The organism is Cohnella hongkongensis, from assembly GCF_042654645.1.
Taxonomy (GTDB): domain Bacteria; phylum Bacillota; class Bacilli; order Paenibacillales; family Paenibacillaceae; genus Cohnella; species Cohnella hongkongensis.
The window spans coordinates 77,071-95,395 of the sequence record NZ_JBHSEP010000007.1 but is presented as its reverse complement, the minus strand read 5'-3'; the positions used below and the strand labels follow the sequence as shown (position 1 = coordinate 95,395).

The window sequence follows — 18,325 nt, the reverse complement described above, 5'->3', positions numbered from 1 at the left end:
GACAAAACAACATTTGAAATTTTAACATATACACGCACAAAATACAACTACTCCGCCGGCTCTTTTGCCGAATTTTGCCGTTCCGCACGAAGGCCGTTCAGCCAGCTCCGCTCCTCCTCGCTTAACTCCGCCCGCTCCAGAAGATCGGGGCGGCGGACGAGCGTCCGCTCCAGCGACTGCCGCCGGCGCCACTTCTCGATCTCCGCATGATGGCCGGACAGCAGGGCGTCCGGCACCTTCCAGCCTCTGAACTCCGCAGGCCGCGTATAGTGCGGATATTCCAGCAGCCCGTCGCTGAACGAGTCGGTCACGGCCGACTGCTCGTTGCCCAGCGCGCCGGGCAGCAGCCGGACGACGGCGTCGGTGACGATCATCGCGGGCAGCTCCCCGCCGGTCAGCACGTAATCGCCGACCGACAGCTCGTCCGTCACGAGATGCTCGCGAATGCGCTCGTCATAGCCTTCGTAATGGCCGCAAATGAAGATCAGGTGAGATTCCTCGGACAGCTCCCGCGCAACCTCTTGCGTGAACGGCCTGCCCTGGGGGCACATCAAAATAATGCGCGGCTTGCGCTCTTTTTCCCCGTCTCCGTCTCCCTTCTGCCGCTCGAGCAAATGCTCGACCGCGCCGAAGATCGGCTCGGCCTTCAGCACCATGCCGCCGCCGCCGCCGTACGGGGTATCGTCGACCGTATGGTGCTTATTGTTGGCAAAGTCGCGAAAATTAAGCGTGTTCAGCGATACGATGCCTTTATCCTTCGCCTTCCCCAGAATGCTCGAGCCGAATACGCCGGCGAACATTTCCGGGAACAGCGTCAATACGTCTATTCGCATGCTAGAGCAGCCCTTCCATCAAACGCACTTTGATTTTGCGGGCGGAAACGTCGACATCGAGCACGACGTCGTCGATGACCGGAAGAAGCAGCTCCTTGCCCTTGGGCATCTTCACGACCCAGATGTCGTTCGCCCCCGGAGACAAAATATCGGTGACTTGCCCGAGCGTCTCGCCCTCTTCCGTGACGACCTCGCAGCCGACGATGTCGCGAACGTAATACTCCCCTTCGTCCAGTTCCACGCGCTCGTCCTCGGTCACCTTGAGCTCCCAGCCCTTGTATTTTTCCACCTCGTTAATGTTGTCGAAGCCTTTGATCTTCAGAATGTACAGGTTCTTCTGCTCGCGCGCCGAGACGATCTCGACCTTCACCGGCTCTCCCGCCTCCGGAGGCACCATCAGCAGATGTCCGCCCTTCCTGAATCTGATTTCCGGAAAATCCGTCTGCGGCCACACCTTCAGCTCGCCTTTGATCCCATGCGTATTTACGATTTTCCCTACGTTAAGCAACCGGCCTTCCGACATTCCGCTAGCTCCCTTCGAAAATAAGACGCCCGTTTTCTGTCCTTATCATAAGGCATCCGCAGGACTGTTCGCAAACGCCATTCCGGAAGCCTAACCGGCTTACGCCGGCCTTGAGGATCGGCGGGATTATGTTTATGTCGGAGGGGATTCCGGTCAGGATAGCGCATTTTATACTTTTTTAATCACTAACAAAAGGCCGCACCATGCTCGCGCACGATACGGCCTCCCAGCCTATTATTCCGAGACAATGTCCACGATGACGCGCTTCCGCTCCTTCACGGCAGCGGAAGAAACGACTGTACGCAGCGCCTTGGCGATACGTCCCTGCTTGCCGATAACTTTGCCGACATCGTCGGGATGAACGGAAAGCTCGTACACCAGGCCTCTCGCGTCTTCCTTGACCTGAATCTGCACGTCTTCCGGGTGATCCACAAGCGCTCGGGCGATAACCCGAATCAATTGTTCCATGGCTCAGCCCTCCGGTTAGAGACTGCATTGAAATGGCGTATCGCTCATTTCGCCGCAGCTCCTTAGTGACAGGATTACTTCTGGAGCTTGGATTCGTGGAACTTCTTCAATACGCCGGCTTTGCTGAGCAGGTTGCGAACGGTATCGGACGCTTGCGCGCCGTTTTGCAGCCATTTCAACGCTTTTTCCTCGTCGATCTGTACTTGAGCCGGTTGAGCGACCGGATTGTACACGCCGATTTCTTCAATAAAACGGCCATCGCGCGGGGAACGGGAATCCGATACGACGACGCGATAGAACGGAGCTTTGTGAGCGCCGATCCGTTTCAAACGAATGCGAACTGCCATGTGACTTTCACCTCCTTGACAAGAGTAGGAACTCGAGAAGCCTGTTCGCTTAGAACGGGAACTTCATGTTTTTGCCTTTCCCTCCGAACATGCCCTTGAGCGCCTTCATGCCGCCCTTAGGCCCCTTCGGACCCATCATGCCGGAAAACTGCTTCATCATCTTCTTCATGTCCTCGAACTGCCTGAGCAGCCGATTGACGTCGGCCAGCGTCGTGCCGCTTCCTGCGGCGATCCGCTTGCGCCGGCTGTAGTTGATGATGTCCGGCTTCTGCTTCTCCGCCTTCGTCATCGACTTGGCGATCGCTTCGGTGCGCGCAATCTGCTTCTCGTCGATCTTGAAGTTCGGGTTGTTCTTGACCTTGCTCATGCCCGGAAGCATGTCAAGCAGCTGATCGAGCGGCCCCAGCTTGCGAACCTGCTCCATCTGCTCGAGGAAATCGTCGAAGGTGAACTCGGCGGTGCGCATCTTGCGCTCCATCTCGGCCGCCTTCTCCTTGTCCATGTTCTCCTGCGCCTTCTCGATCAGCGACAGCATGTCGCCCATGCCGAGAATCCGGGAAGCCATCCGGTCCGGATGGAAAGCTTCGAGCTGGTCGATCTTCTCCCCGGTGGAAGCGAACTTGATCGGGCAGCCGGTCACCGCCTTGACCGACAGCGCGGCGCCGCCGCGCGTGTCGCCGTCGAGCTTCGTCAGCACGACGCCGGTCAGCGCGAGCTGCTCGTGGAAGCTCTTGGCCACGTTGACCGCTTCCTGCCCGGTCATCGCGTCGACGACAAGCAACACTTCGTCGGGCTGAACCGCGGCGTGAATGTCCTTAATCTCCTGCATCAGCTCCTCGTCGATCTGCAGGCGGCCCGCCGTATCGATCAGGACGTAGTCGTTGCCCTGCTCCTTGGCCAGCTGTACGCCTTGCTTCGCGATCTCGACGGGGCTGATCTGGTCTCCGAGCGTGAATACCGGAGCGCCGATCTGGCCGCCTAGCACTTCCAGCTGCTTGATCGCGGCCGGACGGTAAATATCTCCCGCGACGAGCAGCGGCTTATGGTTCTGGGACTGCAGCAGCTTGGCCAGCTTGCCGGTCAGCGTCGTCTTCCCGGCGCCCTGCAGGCCGGCCATCAGCACGACGGTCGGCGGCTTGGCGGCCTTCGCCAGCTTCTGCTGCGTGCCGCCCATCAGCTCCGTCAATTCCTTGTTGACGATATCGATAATCACCATCGCGGGCGTGAAGCTCTTCTGGACTTCCTGGCCGGTCGCGCGCTCCTTCACCTTGGCGATGAAGTCTTTGACGACCTTAAAGTTCACGTCCGCTTCCAGCAAAGCCAGACGCACTTCGCGCATCGCTTCGTTGACGTCGTCCTCCGAAACTTTGCCGCGGGTTTTCAGCTTCCCGAATACGTTCTGCAGCCGGGTAGTCAATCCTTCGAATGCCATCTTTCCCATCCCTCCTTCGGAACGGTTCATCTTCGTTCATGGATCGCGAGCGTCGCAGACAGGCCTGCGGCGATTATTCGGCGCTTCTGAGCAGCGCCGCGGTTCGGGCGAGCGGCTGGCGCCATTCCGCCGGCAGCCCGGCGATCTGTTCTTCCAGCAGATCGATGCCCGCGTTCAAGCGGCTGTGCCGCTCGGCCAATCCGAGCTTCGTCTCGTATTCCTCCAGCACCTGCTCGGCGCGCTTCAGATGCTCGTACACCGCCTGACGGCTAATCCGAAAATCCGCAGCAATCTCGCCCAGTGTATAGTCATCGTGAAAATAACATTTCAGGAACGTCTGTTGCTTGTCGGTTAACAACGGTCCGTAAAAATCAAACAACACATTGATTCGGTTCGTCTTCTCCAGCGCGTTCTCCCCGTTCACAATGGCTGCTCCCCTCATTCCCTCGCGGCGGGATGCGAATTGTCGCTCGGCCTCTCCGCGTGCAGTTGTCAAGGAAAAACACTTTACATCTCATTTCATTGCCTATGTTACCGAAAAAAAAACAGGATGTCAAGGGAAATACCTTAACATCTATCCGGCAATCGACAACTGAAGGAAGTGCGAGTTTCCCCATAAAAGAGCGTCAAAAACGAGCGCAGACGAGAGCTAGAAAAAGATATCGCCCAGGTTTTCCGGTCAAATCCCGGATTCTGAAGTCGATTTGCCTATTTTTCACCAGGTACCTTCCAGATCAATAGGCAACACATTGAAAACCCCTGCAGAGGTTCAATTTAATTTCAGGAGGCGGTTTATCGTGAATGCGCTATTGCTAGCAGGCGGGTTGGGGACGCGTTTAAGACCATTGACCGAGCGCAACGACGGAATGGCCGCCATGATCGGAGCCGACGGAGGCTGCTGCGACGGACTGGGAGAGGCGGGCGTCAACCGCAATCAGGGAGCGGAGTCCACGATCGCTTATTGGCTGACGGAGGCGATTTATCTCCGGCACCGGCAGAAGGAAGCGAAGCCGTATGCTCTTGGCGTTCGATAACCGAAGCATCGTCAGCCTGTCGAGAAACCTTCGACAGGCTTGGCCAGCGGTACGTCATTTTCACCTCTTGGTTGCACTCGTTTCTCTGGCTACGCTGCGGGGGATGAAGTAAGGCTTTCTTTCCTCGGGGCCCTCAACAACGTAAGCCTGTATTCCAAATACCTTTTCAAGCATGGAGACGGTCAGCACCGTTTCAGGCCGACCGTCGCCCGCGATCCGGCCATGCTGCAGCACGACCATTCGGTCGGCTACCTGGGCTGCCTGATTGAGGTCATGAAGGACGATGACGACGGTCATGCCCTCCTCCCGGTTTAAGCGTTTGACCAGCTCCAGCACTTCCAGTTGGTGACGGATATCCAGATACGTCGTCGGCTCGTCGAGCAGCAGGATCGAAGTGGACTGGGCGAGGGCAAGCGCGATCCAGGCGCGCTGCCTCTCCCCGCCGGACAGCGAATCCAACAGCCGATGCCGATAGTCGACCATTCCCGTAAGCGCCAGAGCGCGATCGATGGCGGAATGATCCTGCTTCTTGAGCATTCTCAACGGCCCGGCATGAGGATAGCGGCCTTGCTCGACGAGCTCGCGAACGGTTAGGCTGGCCGGTACGTCGGGAGCTTGCGGCAGGATCGCCATTCGGCGCGCTGCCTCTGCAGAAGAAAACTCGGCAATCGCCCTGCCGTCCAAATAAATGACTCCGCGATCGGGTTTTAACAGTCTGGCGAACGCTTTTAATAAGGTCGATTTCCCCGATCCGTTCGTTCCGACAAGCGCCGTAATTTGCCCGGGGCGTATCGAAAGATCCACCTCCGGCAGGATCACCGAGCTGTCGTATCGCAATTGAACATTTCTCGCTTCCAGTACTGCTTTTGATTGCGGACTGGCTTCCATTCGACCTTCCTCCCCGTTTCGTTTCATCTTTTGATCTGCTTGCGAGCCAAATACAGAAAAAACGGCGCGCCGATAAAAGCAGTAACGGCTCCGACCGGCAGCGAGGCCGGACGTCCGCCTTCGAACAGCGGAATGGACAGCCCTTGGGAGAGAATATCCGAGCCGACCAGAAGCCAGGAAGCGATAAGCGCGCTGAAAGGAAACAGTCTTCTGGCGTCCTGCCCCACGATCTGTCTCGCAATGTGAGGGCCCATTAATCCGATAAAACCCACGGCCCCGACGATAGACACCGCGCCAGCCGTTAACAGAGCGGCGATGAGAAGCAATCCGGCCCTCGCCGGGCGAACGGGCAGGCCGACTCCCCGAGCGACGCTGTCGCCGAGCTGCAAAGCGTTAGCCAGCCCCGCGCTCATCCATCCGACGGGCACCATGACCAGAAACCAAGGCCAGATGATATTCCAATGAACCCACACCCGTCCGTTTAGCGATCCGACCGTCCAGAGCAGAATGCTGCCGATCGCCTCGGAATGGCGGAGCAGCAGCAAAGAGGTGCACGCGGACAGAAAGGAGGACACCAGAAGACCGATGACGGCAAACCGTAAGGCATCTCCTCTGCGATGCCAGCCGAGCAGGTAAATGACCGATACGGACAGGAGGCCTCCTGTCAGACCGAACAACGGGGTTTGGATAGACAAGTTCGCCGATCCGCCGAAGGAAGTCATGTAAGCGACCAGCATTAATACGCTGCCGGCGGACACGCCCAGCAGACCCGGTTCCGCCAATGGATTGCGGGTAACGGATTGAAGGATCGCCCCCGCAAGCCCGAGCATCGCCCCGGCAGCGAGCGCTACCAAAGTGCGCGGCAGCCTCAGCTCCCACACGATCTGCCGATGAAACAGCTCCTCCTGTTCGTTCAGCAAGGCGAGGATCACTTCACGCGGAGACAAAGCGACCTGGCCGAATGCAATGTGCATGATAACGAAAACAGTAAGCCCCAACAAAAAAAGCAGCCCCCACACCCGGAACCGCTTGGCATACGGCGCGTCAGCTTTGAAGTGAACGATCATCGCGAGCTCGCCTCCTCCACACCAGCATCAGGATAAGAATCGGCACGCCGACCATCGTCGTCCATAGCCCGACCGGCACTTCCCGCGGAGTGAATACGGTTTTGGCCAACAAGTCTGCCGTCACGAGCAATACCGCTCCGACCGCAGCCGAGCCTGGAAGAACCCATCTGGCATCCTCTGTCCTCAATAACGCCCGGGCCAGATAGGGGCCAAGCAGGGCAATGTATCCGATCGGCCCGCATTGCGCGACGACCGCCGACACCATCACCCCGCTGGTCGCCAGCAGGAGCAGCCGGAGCCGCGCGACGTTTAATCCCAACGCCTCGGCCTGTTCGTCCCCGAGCCGGAGCAAATTCAGCGGTTTGGCAAACATCATCGCAGCAGGAATGCCAATGGCGGCCCACGGAAGCGTATATTCGACGTGATCCCAATGACGCCCCGACAAGCTTCCCATCAAATATCTGTATAATAGATTGATATCGTTTTGCGTTCCCATCGTAATAAGCCATACAATCATTCCGTTAAGCATGGCGGATACAGCCGTTCCCATCAAAATAATGCTGGCGCTTTCGGATCGTCCGTATACGGAAGCAAGCACGATAGCCCCGCCGATCAAAGCGCCAAGCAACCCGAACAAGGGATATAAGCTAAAGGCGACAGGCAGGTGAAAGACGGTGATCACCGCGATGGCCAGCGAGCTTCCGGCGGATACGCCGATCAGGTCAGGACTTGCCAGCGGGTTGCGCAGGCCCGTCTGCATCAGGACGCCGGAAATGCCGAGCATGGCTCCGGATAACGCCCCGAGCACGACGCGAGGCATCCGAAGTTCGAGAACGGAAGCCACGGCAAGCTCGGAACCGTTGCGGTAGACCAAAACGCCGAAAAGCTCTCTCCAGCTTACGGCCGGGTAGCCCAGCTTCAAGGCCGTCAAGGCGGCGGCAGCTCCGGTTGCAGCGAGAAGCAGCGCCAGGACGAGCGCCCGGCCCGTCCTGGTTGCTCCCGCATAGGTTCGAGTTGCCTCTCCCACTACTGATCAGACCCCTTGAAAACGTCGGGATACAGCGCGGCCATCGCTTCGTCCATTACGATGCCGAGCGATCGCGTGCCTCTCCCGTTCGCCCAGATGGGCGTTCTGACCTCTGTGATCTGATTTTCTTTTACCGCCTTAAGCTTGCCCCAAAGCGGATTGGCGGCAAATTGTTCGGATAGCGGCTTGGCGTCCGGACCAAAACGGAACGTCTCAATGAAAATATGATCGGGGTCCGTTTCCAGCACCTTCTCCAACGAGTAAGCCATTCCGCCTGCCTGATGACCGCCGTCTTCCGCCGGAGCCGGCCACGGATACGGAGTGAGCTCCGCCAGCATTGAACCTACCAAGGACCCTTCCGTATCGATGCCGAAATTGACGTCTGCGCCGTAGAGAATGAGGGCGCTTCGGTCGTTCGGCGATTGCTGCTTATACTCTTCGAGCTTGTCCAGAAATTTCTTCCTTGCAGCGGCGGCGGCATCCGCTTCGCCGGTCCATTCTCCCATGCTCTCCAGAAAGGCGATGGAATCCTCGTACGTCTTCAGTTCGGCAATGTATAACGGAGCGATGCTTTGCAAGCCGTCTCTCAGCATATCGTGGGTGCCTTTAAGTCCGATAACCAAATCGGGCTCAGACTTGGCGATATCCTCCAGACTGGGCTCCATAAAGCCGCCGCCGATCTGCACGAACGAAGACGCGCGGTCCCCGAAAAACTCCGCCTGAAAAGCAAGGCTGTCGGGCACGACGGCGACCGGCTCCAGTCCGAGCTCCGCCAAGCCGTCCACGCATATTTCGGTCAAACAAGCGATTCGTTTGACTGGATTGGGCAATTCCAATTCGGCTCCGGTGCTGTCCGTTACGGTGATGCCTGTCTTTTCCGGGCTGGGTACAGAATTTTCCTCCGGACTCCGACCGGCGGAATTGTCCGCCTCGCCCGACGAAGAGGACGGAGCAGCGGATGAAGCGCCCTGCCCTTTCTCGTTCGAAGAACCGCAGCCCGCCAGCAAGACTAGCGCAGCCAAAATAAAAATGATCCATTTTACCCCATTGCCTGCTTTTCTTTCAATCATAACGCTACCTCCAACTCAATTACAGATTCCCATCTATTCTATTCGTAATTATTACTATTTGTAAAGTGTAATTATTACGAAATTTAAATCGACTTAGAAAACATGCATGTCTATGGACATGAGGCCTTACTCCGCTCCTCCGAGCATGTCTCGCCAGTACGATTATTTCGTAATCCCACTGCCTATCCCCAATAAGAACTACCATGGAGTACGAATAATCGTTCTTAATTGTACTAGTACGAAATCAACGATTTTTGCCGGCGATTGCATATCTGGAAAAATAACGTAAAGAACGGCTATCGCCCAACCTATTGCCGTGAAGGTCGCAAAGGCAGCTTTTTCTTTCCTCTCGGTCGATTTTATTTTAGGCCATTGATAAATGATCATCAAAATGATCACTACTGTTATACTGACTATATAAACCCCTCGCACGTTCTTCACCTCTCTTTTGAAGCCTTAGGACGCACTTCCTTTTCCCGTTCTTAAAACACTTGCCTTAATATCGAAATCCACTTCAATTGTAGGGAATATTTCCTTCCAGTCTCCTTTGATCTTCTTCCATTTTTTGGGGTATTTTCGTCGAAATTCTTCTCCAAAACCGAGGATATCTGCTTTCATCTCTTTTTGTACTTTATCAAGTGTGTCTGTTAGTCGCTTTTCTATTTTTTGGACCAACTCCTTTTCCAGCGCTTTAAGGTTCTCCAGCTCCTTTAAATCCCATTTCGTTTGGTTCTGGATAACATCATCTATCGTTACAATCTTAACCGTCATTTTTAATGGATAGCCGTCCACTTCCGGCACCAAATTTGTTCTTCCCTTGATTAAATTCATGGATATAAACCCGTCTGCTTCTTCGGGCTTTACAGTGACGATCGATTCTTTGATCTCGTCTCTAAACCAGAGCACTCCTCTTGTGATCTGTTCGTTAATGGATCCGATCATCTTCCCTTGTTTTAAAACCGCCGAACGATGGATGTATGCAACCGTTTCTAATGGCGGCTGCCCTTCTTCCGGGGGCAATTTATCAATCATTGGAAGAACGGAAGCTCCAGATTCCCCCTTTAACATTTCCATTAAATCGAGTAAAGTCGCCTTCATTAATACTTCAGATTCAGCTAATTTAATGAGCGCCTCGGAAGCGCTTCGCTCCAAAGACGGGCGTAAAGCCATGATATCTTTCGCATTCCCACCACTAATAAATACATAACTTCTCAAGCGCGGCTGAGGATGGCGGACAAAGAAATCCAATTCGTCACGAATCCCTGTCTCAGCGAACGCCTTGCTGATCACAATCGCCTCCGCATGATTCCAAACAATTTCCCGTGGAAGCTTTTCAGAAAGGTCCTCGATCGCTTCTGGCATGGATAGTCCTTTTCCGCTTCGAAGGATCGTTTTTTTTCCTCCCCCTTGGCTGTCTTTCCCTCCCTCACTTCCATTACCGCTGCCGCCAGGAGAATGTATTTCTACTGTAAGTTCGATCTTCCCTGCTTTATTTTTATCCAGAGCCACTCCGGTTATAATCGCAAGATCATTCGTTTCCCTTCGATCCCAACACCCCGTAAGCGGAATAAACGCTGTACAGACAACACAAATAAGGACGAATCGTCTCACCTTTTCCTCTCCCCTTTATGCTTAAAAATCGTTTTGCGTATGTACGCTGCACAGAAGAGAAACAGGGGGATCGCTAACCCATACACTAAAGTATCCATAATGCCCTGAGAGACTACTCGAAAATGTTCAGCCGCCTCCGCCGAATTCAGGAATGCCTTCATGGCCAACACCCCAACCAAAAAACCAACAGGCAATACAAGCGATCGGTAGTCTGAAAGTTTAAACCATTCAGCGGTTCCCAACACCACAACATAATAAAACGCACTGAGCTTGATAAATGTCCCCGCAATCCAAATCGCCATTACGAGCGATTCAAGATGAGACAGAAATTCGGCTATACTAATATATCTGGAAGCGCTCATTAACGGAGCGTTAAAGTTCTCTGTCACACTTCCGAAAATCCAAATCACGATAATATTGGTCACCACTAACGTTAACGTAACGACGAATACCGAAAGCACTCCAAATTTCAGCCCTTTTTCCCGGTTTGTTAAAAAGGGAAGAAAAAAATAGATGATGCCAAATTGAGCGAACCACGTGTATAACACCCAAGAACCTTTTAATGAAGGCATCAACCCGTTTTCCATCACGGGAAACATTCGTTTTACCTCTACATCTGGCAAGAGTAGAACGATAATGACTAAAAACAGCAAGAAAAAAACTGGAAAGACCATTCCGGCAAGCCTTCCCAGAACTTCCAGTCCCCCATGTACTGCCAATGCGCATAACATGACCATCATGCCTATGATCACGAATTTCGGAGTGTGCGGGAGAAATTCACTTACGACATATTCTCCGTACTGCCAGAACATCACGCTCAATGAAGTCATTAGCAATAACAGCAGGACCAATCCAAGGGCTTTGCCTAAAAAGGTTCCCAGAATACGTTCGCTGTATTGCATGATCGTATCATTGGGATAATACTTGTTTAATCTGTATGCGATATATACGCTTAAAAATCCCACAGGAGAAGCCAAAATGGGAGAGATCCAAATATCCTGCTTCGCAGCATCAAAGACTGTGGCTGGAATAAAAAGGATCCCCGTTGCCAGAATCGCGTGATACATCAATATTCCCATCTGCAAGGCAGATATTTTTCCCTTTTCAATCATCACCTCACCTCATCTTTCCTCTCCCTCGCTCCCCTTATCGGAAGCCGGTTTCTGATTGGAACCTTGCCGGTATTTATTATATTCTCCTGTTAAATGAGGGCGCGTTTTTAATTTCCATAAGGGGGCTCGTATGAGCGCATCATTCATATCCGCACCTTTCATCGGAGCCACTGGAGAAAGGTACGGAACTCCGAAGGATCGCAGCGTGCTAAGATGCGTCATGATCGCCAAGAGTCCTGTCATGATGCCTACCAGTCCAAACGTCCCTGCAAGCAGCATGATCGGAAAACGCAGCATCCTTATAGGGATTGCCAGATTGTATCGAGGAATGGTAAAGGAAGCGATACCGGTAATCGCAACGACCATGACCATATGATTGGAAACTAAGCCGGCATCCACAGCTGCTTGTCCGATAACTAAAGCTCCTACAATGCTGACGGCAGCTCCTACTTGTTTGGGAAGTCTAAGTCCTGCTTCCCGTAATCCTTCAAATGTAATCTCCATTAGGAAAGCTTCCACTAACGCTGGAAATGGAACGACCTCTCGAGAATCCACCATGGTAAGCAGCAGTGTGGTTGGCACCATCTCATGATGGTAGGTAATAATGGCCACATACAGAGACGGCAGCAATAGGGAAATAAAGCAGAACAAATAGCGCAACCAGCGGGTTGCCGTAGATATCATAAAATGATGGTAATAATCTTCTCCGGATTGAAATAAGGAAAAGAAGGTCGTCGGAGCAATCAAAACAAAAGGCGTACCGTCAACAATGATAACCACACGTCCCTCAAGCAAACTGGAAACAGCTGTATCAGGCCGTTCCGTAATAAGCACTTGCGGAAAAGGAGTGTAAGAATAGTCTTGAATTAATTCTTCAATATATCCGGATTCCAATATTCCATCGATATCAATTCGTTTTAGACGTTGATTAATTTCTTCAATTAACGTTTCATCCGACAGATCTTCGATATAAGCGAGAGTAATCGCGGTTTGCGTGTAACGCCCCAATTTCAACGTTTTCATTTTTAATTGAGGACTTCTAATCCTTCTTCGCAGCAAAGAGGTATTAACCTCCAAGGTTTCAGTAAAACCTTCTCGCGGCCCTCTAACAACCAATTCCCCAGTCGGCTCTTCTATGGCTCGCTTCTCCCATTTAGCCAATCCCAAGGCAAACCCCTGCTCATCGCCTTCCAATAACAAAAGCGGATTCCCGACAGATAACTGTTCGATACAGGCATCGAAAGACTCTAGCTTTACTACCTCCGCAACAGACAATGTCTGCTCAATCAAGGCTTTAGGATGAACAGAACGCTGTTCCGCTCTTTTCATAAGCGGAGTTAATACGTTGTTATCCATTTCTTCAACATTGGACAGGCCCTTTATATAAATTAATTGAGCCTTTGTATGACCAGCAATTAAAAATGAGCGAAAAACCACATCAGAACAATCTTTATACAGATCATGTAGAACGTTCAAATTTTGGTCCAAATCAGGATAAAGCGGTTTTGGAGCCTGTTTATCCCCTTGCTGCGCTTTATTGATGTTTTTATTGACCTTAAACCTTCTGCGATAAAACACACGAATCCCACTTTCTCCAGGGTATACGGATGATAACGCAGTATCCCACTTATCTAATCAAAATATACCCTGCTCGGAAAGAGATGCGGGAGGTCAGGAGTCCGGGAAACATCTCAGCGCTTGTTTTGTCGTGGTAACTGAAAACCACATACTCTCCGTCTTATGCCTTGATTCGGTGCACAGCGATTGCGGGACGCCGGATATATCGCCCAATGTAGCGTAATTACTGACGAACGTGCCCACGCTGCTTTGGCGCATGCACATCGATGGTGGACTTGCAGCACGTCATCATGAGCAGCCTGCTCCACTCTTCTGTTTTTCCGCAGGAACAGGTGGTACAAAATCGCCCCTTGCAGCGATACGGTACCATCTTCAAGTCATGACACCCTTCGCATACCATCAGCTTTAATGTTAAAAAAGACCCCGCAGCCAAACGTACAGGCTTGGCTGAGGGGTCTTGTTCCTGTTATTTGCGTCTCGCCCGGCCCGCTAAGCCGGAATCGATACGTCGATTAGGGTTCGGTCGTCTCTTCTTCTTCGTCGTCGGTTCCGGCCATGCCTGCGAACAGCGCGTGCACGAATTGATCGGCGTCGAACTGCTGCAGATCGTCCATTTTCTCGCCCAGTCCGACCAGCTTGACCGGCAGCTTCAGCTCGTTGCGGATTGCGATAACGATGCCGCCCTTGGCCGTGCCGTCCAGCTTCGTCAGGACGAGTCCCGTCACGCCGCTCTTCTCTCCGAACAGCTTCGCCTGCTGCAGCGCGTTCTGTCCGGTCGTTCCGTCCAGCACCAGCAGCGTTTCGTGAGGAGCGCTCGGAATTTCCCGCTGGATGACGCGGTGGATCTTGGCCAGCTCTTCCATCAGATTATGCTTGTTTTGCAGGCGGCCCGCCGTATCGCAGATGAGCACGTCGACGCTGCGCCGCTTCGCCTCCTGCACCGCATCGAACATGACCGCCGCCGGATCCGCTCCCGAAGACTGCTTGACGACGTCCACTCCGACGCGCTCGCCCCACACCTCGAGCTGCTCGATCGCGCCTGCGCGGAACGTATCGCCGGCAGCCAGAAGCACGCTTTTGCCCTGCTGCTTGTATCGCCAGGCCAGCTTGCCGATGGTCGTCGTTTTGCCCACTCCGTTCACTCCGACGAACAGAATGACCGTAATGCCGTTCGGATTTTCCTTCAGCCCGGCCTCGTCTCCCGAGCCGCGAAGCATCTCGACGAGCTTCTCGGACAAAATCGGCTGCAGCTCGGCCGGCTCCTCGATTTTCCGCTTCTTTACCTCGTCGCGAAGCTCGTCGATCAGCGCCATCACCGTATTGACGCCGACGTCCGCGCCGATCAGAATTTCCTCGAGCTCCTCGAAAAATTCCTCGTCGATCTTTTTGCGCCGGCTGAACAGCTCGCCGACCTTGCCTACGAGCGCGTCGCGCGTCTTGGCCAGACCGTCGCGGAATTTGCTCGTCACCGCCTCCGTCTTGGACGCGATGCTCTCTTTCAACCTCTTAAAAAAACCCATTATCGTTCCTCCAACCCTGTCGCGTTTACGCGGATGAGCACGGCGGTTGCAGCTAACGGTCCCGCTCGCCGTTATTCGCCGACCTCCCTGTCCAACCTCAGTTAACGGCCTGCTAGACCGTTATAACCATCTACCGATTCATCTGCCCACGATAGCGACGGTCCGCAAAACCGTTAATCTTGAGTGCCCGCCGGACTTCCGGCAAGGAAGGCGCCTTCGCGACCGTTAAGCCGTCGCGATCATATCGTCCGTTTCCTCCAGACGCACCGACACGAGCTTGGACACGCCGCCTTCCTCCATCGTCACTCCGTAGAGCACGTCGGCTTCCTCCATCGTCCCCTTGCGGTGCGTGACGACGATGAACTGCGTCGAATCCGAGAATTCGCGCATGTACTGTGCGTACCGAGCCACATTGGCTTCGTCCAGCGCGGCCTCGACTTCGTCCAGCACGCAGAACGGCACCGGCTTGACGTGGAGAATCGCGAACAGCAGCGCGATCGCGGTCAGCGCCCGCTCGCCGCCCGACAGAAGCTGCAGATTCGTCAGCTTCTTGCCCGGAGGCTGCGCCACGATGTCGATGCCCGTATCGAGCGGCTTGTCCGGCTCGGCCATGATCAGATCGGCTCGTCCGCCGCCGAACATTCGCGAGAAGACGACGACGAAGTGCTTGCGGATCTCCTCGAACGTCGTTCGGAACCGCTTGGACATCTCCTCGTCCATCTCGCGAATGATGCCGTGAAGCTTCGTCTTCGCTTCGATCAGATCGCTCTCCTGCGCAGAGAGGAAGTCGAAGCGCTCGGATACCCGCTTGAACTCCTCGATCGCGCCGAGATTCACGTCCCCGAGCGCCGTTATTTTGCGCTTCATGTCGCGTACCTCGTTCTGGGCGCCGACGACGTCTTCGGGCACCGGGTAGCGCTCCTTCGCCAGCTCGAAGCCGATCTCGTATTCCTCCGTCAGCTTGCGCAGCAGGTTGTCCAGCTCGACGTCCATCCGGTTGACGGCAATCTCCGCCTGCCGCAAGCTTTCGTCGACGTTCCTCAGCTTCGCCCGCTGATCCTTCGTCTCGCCCTCCTTGCGTTCCAGCTCGCGCTGCTTCTCGGCGCGGTCGGCCCGCTTGAACTCGAGATTCTCGGTCAGCTGTTTTTTGCGAATGCGAAGATCGTTCAGCTTCTCCCGCTGCTCGACCGACTCGCTCAGCGTCCGCTCCGCCTCCGCTTCGTTATGCTCGAGCGACTCTTTCAGCTGCTTGAGCTCGCCCGTCAGGCGGCTCAGATCGGACCTGTGGCGTCCGAGCTGCTCGTCCAGCGACGCGCGGTCCTGCTCCATCCGCGCGATCGCGACCTTGAGCTCGGTAAGCGCCGCCTGAAGCTCCTCCTTCGCGGACGCGCTCTTGCGGCGCAGCTCCTCCGCCTCGCGAATCCGCTCCTGGATGCGCTGCTCCTCGGCGGACAGATCGGCCAGCCGCTTCTCGGCTTCTTCCTTGCTCGCAGCCAGGGAGCCGGCCTCGGCGGCGAAGGCGGCCTTCTCTCCTTCCATGGCGGAACGCTGCTCCTCGAGCTGCCGCTCCTCCTGCTCCAGCTGAACGCTTTCGGCCGAAGCCTGCTGCTCCCTCAGCCTTTCCTGCTCGCCCTGTTCCCGAAGCTGCTCGATGTTCTGCGCGACCTGCGCCAGCTCCTTCTTCAGATCGTCGACCTCGGCGCGCGAGCGCTCGCGCGCCTTCTCCGCTTCGGCGATCTCGCGCTCCAGCTCCTCGAGCTGCCGCTGGCGCCCAAGCAGATTCGCCGACTTTTTCTGCAAGCTGCCCCCCGTCATCGATCCGCCCGCGTTCACAACGTCTCCGTCGCGCGTCACGACGCGATAACGGTACTGCAATCTGGACGCGATCCGGTTCGCCTGCTCCAGCGTCTCCGCAATGAGCACGTTGCCGAGCAGACTGCCGACGATCGCTCCGTACTTGGGCTCGAAGCCGACAAGCTCCGCCCCTATGCCGATAAACCCTTCGGCCTGCTCCAGCGAGCGGCGATCGCCGTCGGAAATCGACCGGGCGCGAATGACGTCCAGCGGCAGGAAGGTCGCTCGGCCGGACTGTCTCTGCTTCAGATGAGCGATCGCCGCCCGGGAGCTCTTCTCGTCCTCCATGACGATATGCTGCAGCGCCGCGCCGAGCGCCGTCTCGATCGCCGTCTCCAGATGGCCCGGCACGCTGACCAGCTCGGCCACGGCCCCGTGCACGCCGTGCAGCGAGCCGCGCTTCGACGCCTTCAGCACCTCGCGAACGCCGTGCTGAAAGCCGTCGTAGTCGTTCTGCAGCTCCTTGATCGTATCCCGCCGCGAGACGAGCGCTTCTCTGCGCTGCTCGTTCCGCCGGACCGCCGCCTGCGCTTCCTCCAGCTTGCGCTGAACCTCGGAGGAACGCGCTCCCTCGGAGACGTAGCGGTCGCGCACTTCGTGCAGCGTCCTCGTCACCTCGGCCAGCTTCTCTTCCAGACGCTCTCTTCTGGCGCCGATCGCCTCGAACTGTTCCCGCCATTTCGCTTCCTCTTCGGCGATCCGCGTCATCCGGCGCTCCAGCACCTCGTTCTGACCTTCGCCGTAGCGGATGTCGTTGCGCGCCTGCGCCATCGCGTTCAGCGTATCGAACAGCTCGGCCTTCAGCCGCTCTTCTACCTCCGTGCTTCCGTCGGCCAGCGCCAGCCGGTCCTCCTCCTCCGCCAGCTTCGCCAGAGAAGCCGCCAGCTCGACATCGAGCGCGGCGCGCTTCGTCTGAAGCTGCTCCGCTTCTTCCCTCGCCAGGGCATGCCGCTCCTCCGCGGAAGCCAGCGATTGCCGGAGTCCGTCGCGCGAACGCTCCAGATGGCCCCGCCGCTCGTTCAGCAGCTCCACGTAGCCTTCCGTTTTCTCGGTGTCTTCGCTGCAGCTCAGCAGCTCGTCCTGCAGCTTCTCCAGCAGCTCCTCGAGCTGGACGAGCGTCTGCCGCTCTTCCTCCAGCAGCGCGTCGTGCTTGCTGACGAAGGTGGACAAGCCGGTCTGTTCCTCGCGCAGGGCGTTCAGCCGCTCGTTCGTCTGCGTCCAGGACGAATGCACCCCCTCGATCTGGTGAACGTAGAGGGCGATCTCTTTATTTTTCAGCTCTTCTTTAAGCGCTTTATACGTTTCGGCCTTCGCCGATTGCTCTCTGAGCGGTTCAATCTGCCCGTTCAGCTCGCTGACGAGATCGTGAATGCGCAGCAGGTTGCTCTCGGTATCCTCGAGCTTTTTCTGCGCTTCCTTTTTCCTGCTTTTGTACTTCACGATTCCCGAGGCTTCCTCGAAAATTCCCCGCCGATCCTCCGAGCGCGTACTCAAAATTTCTTCGATTCGTCCTTGTCCGATGATCGAATACGCTTCCCGGCCAATCCCCGTATCCATGAACAGCTCGGTAATGTCCTTCAGGCGGCACGGCTGCTTGTTGATGAGATACTCGCTCTCCCCGTTGCGATGAACGCGGCGGGTCACCGTAACTTCGGTAAAATCGAGCGGCAGCGCCTTGTCCGCATTGTCCAGAGTAAGCGACACCTCTCCGAAGTTGACCGCCTTGCGGGCGTCGCTGCCGGCAAAAATGATATCCTGCATGTTGCCGCCGCGCAGCGACTTGGCGCTTTGCTCTCCGAGCACCCAGCGAATGCCGTCGGAGATGTTGCTCTTGCCGCTGCCGTTCGGCCCGACGACGGCGGTAATGCCGCGAACGAATTCGAGTTCGGTGCGGTCCGCGAACGACTTAAACCCGGTCAGCTCGATTCTTTTCAAAAACATAAGGACAGTTTCTCCTCTCG

At 55.5% G+C, this 18,325-nt stretch carries 16 protein-coding genes and 1 pseudogene; 1 reads left to right on the top strand and 16 read right to left on the bottom strand.

What is annotated here, in order from left to right; all coding sequences use genetic code 11:
* Positions 1-47: 47 nt before the first annotated feature.
* The 6 genes from trmD to ylxM form a co-directional block, all read right to left on the bottom strand.
* Positions 48-833, bottom strand: coding sequence for a tRNA (guanosine(37)-N1)-methyltransferase TrmD (gene trmD / locus ACFO3S_RS11645; RefSeq protein ID WP_378095637.1), 786 nt, complete (start codon positions 831-833; stop codon positions 48-50).
* Position 834: 1 nt separating this feature from the next.
* Entirely contained in the window at positions 835-1,356 is a 522-nt protein-coding gene (gene rimM / locus ACFO3S_RS11640) for a ribosome maturation factor RimM (protein ID WP_378095635.1), read from the bottom strand.
* Positions 1,357-1,590: 234 nt separating this feature from the next.
* Entirely contained in the window at positions 1,591-1,824 is a 234-nt protein-coding gene (locus tag ACFO3S_RS11635; RefSeq protein WP_115990949.1) for a KH domain-containing protein, read from the bottom strand.
* 74 nt (positions 1,825-1,898) lie between these two features.
* Positions 1,899-2,171 carry a 30S ribosomal protein S16 gene (gene rpsP, locus ACFO3S_RS11630; RefSeq protein WP_094050759.1) on the bottom strand — a complete coding sequence of 91 codons (273 nt, stop codon included), beginning with the start codon at positions 2,169-2,171 and terminating at the stop codon, positions 1,899-1,901.
* Between the two features lie 49 nt (positions 2,172-2,220).
* Positions 2,221-3,603 (bottom strand): signal recognition particle protein, encoded by a 1,383-nt coding sequence (ffh, locus tag ACFO3S_RS11625; protein ID WP_378095632.1) that lies wholly within the window; start codon positions 3,601-3,603, stop codon positions 2,221-2,223.
* Positions 3,604-3,676: 73 nt separating this feature from the next.
* A complete protein-coding gene (gene ylxM / locus ACFO3S_RS11620) occupies positions 3,677-4,027 on the bottom strand; it encodes a YlxM family DNA-binding protein (protein ID WP_378095630.1) in 351 nt (116 codons plus the stop codon).
* Positions 4,028-4,400: 373 nt separating this feature from the next.
* Between ylxM and ACFO3S_RS11615 the strand changes: the two genes are divergently transcribed.
* Complete coding sequence (locus tag ACFO3S_RS11615) at positions 4,401-4,637, top strand: hypothetical protein (protein ID WP_378095627.1); 237 nt, start codon at positions 4,401-4,403, stop codon at positions 4,635-4,637.
* A gap of 60 nt (positions 4,638-4,697) precedes the next feature.
* Here the strand turns inward: ACFO3S_RS11615 and ACFO3S_RS11610 are convergent, their stop codons facing one another.
* From ACFO3S_RS11610 to smc, 10 genes and pseudogenes are all read right to left on the bottom strand, one after another.
* A complete protein-coding gene (locus tag ACFO3S_RS11610) occupies positions 4,698-5,525 on the bottom strand; it encodes an ABC transporter ATP-binding protein (protein ID WP_378095624.1) in 828 nt (275 codons plus the stop codon).
* A 23-nt stretch (positions 5,526-5,548) separates the two neighbouring features.
* On the bottom strand, positions 5,549-6,592 hold the full coding sequence (locus ACFO3S_RS11605; protein WP_378095621.1) for a FecCD family ABC transporter permease: 1,044 nt from the start codon (positions 6,590-6,592) through the stop codon (positions 5,549-5,551).
* Positions 6,570-7,619, bottom strand: a complete 1,050-nt coding sequence (locus ACFO3S_RS11600) for a FecCD family ABC transporter permease (protein WP_378095619.1) — start codon at positions 7,617-7,619, stop codon at positions 6,570-6,572. Before ACFO3S_RS11600 ends, ACFO3S_RS11605 begins: the two co-directional genes overlap by 23 nt.
* Positions 7,619-8,689 (bottom strand): ABC transporter substrate-binding protein, encoded by a 1,071-nt coding sequence (locus ACFO3S_RS11595; RefSeq protein WP_378095617.1) that lies wholly within the window; start codon positions 8,687-8,689, stop codon positions 7,619-7,621. Before ACFO3S_RS11595 ends, ACFO3S_RS11600 begins: the two co-directional genes overlap by 1 nt.
* Positions 8,690-9,145: 456 nt before the next feature.
* Positions 9,146-10,300: a Ger(x)C family spore germination protein gene (locus ACFO3S_RS11590; protein ID WP_378095614.1), complete on the bottom strand. Its 1,155-nt coding sequence runs from the start codon at positions 10,298-10,300 to the stop codon at positions 9,146-9,148.
* On the bottom strand, positions 10,297-11,412 hold the full coding sequence (locus ACFO3S_RS11585; protein WP_378095612.1) for a GerAB/ArcD/ProY family transporter: 1,116 nt from the start codon (positions 11,410-11,412) through the stop codon (positions 10,297-10,299). The genes ACFO3S_RS11590 and ACFO3S_RS11585 overlap by 4 nt, the downstream gene beginning before the upstream one ends.
* 9 nt (positions 11,413-11,421) lie before the next feature.
* Positions 11,422-12,996, bottom strand: a complete 1,575-nt coding sequence (locus tag ACFO3S_RS11580; RefSeq protein WP_378096074.1) for a spore germination protein — start codon at positions 12,994-12,996, stop codon at positions 11,422-11,424.
* A gap of 257 nt (positions 12,997-13,253) precedes the next feature.
* A pseudogene (locus tag ACFO3S_RS11575) lies at positions 13,254-13,396 on the bottom strand (transposase zinc-binding domain-containing protein); the annotation flags it as partial.
* A 106-nt stretch (positions 13,397-13,502) separates the two neighbouring features.
* Positions 13,503-14,510 (bottom strand): signal recognition particle-docking protein FtsY, encoded by a 1,008-nt coding sequence (ftsY, locus tag ACFO3S_RS11570; RefSeq protein WP_378095609.1) that lies wholly within the window; start codon positions 14,508-14,510, stop codon positions 13,503-13,505.
* A gap of 225 nt (positions 14,511-14,735) precedes the next feature.
* The gene (smc, locus tag ACFO3S_RS11565; protein ID WP_378095606.1) at positions 14,736-18,305 is read right to left on the bottom strand and encodes a chromosome segregation protein SMC; all 3,570 of its coding nucleotides are present in this window, start codon (positions 18,303-18,305) and stop codon (positions 14,736-14,738) included.
* Between the last annotated feature and the right edge of the window lie 20 nt (positions 18,306-18,325).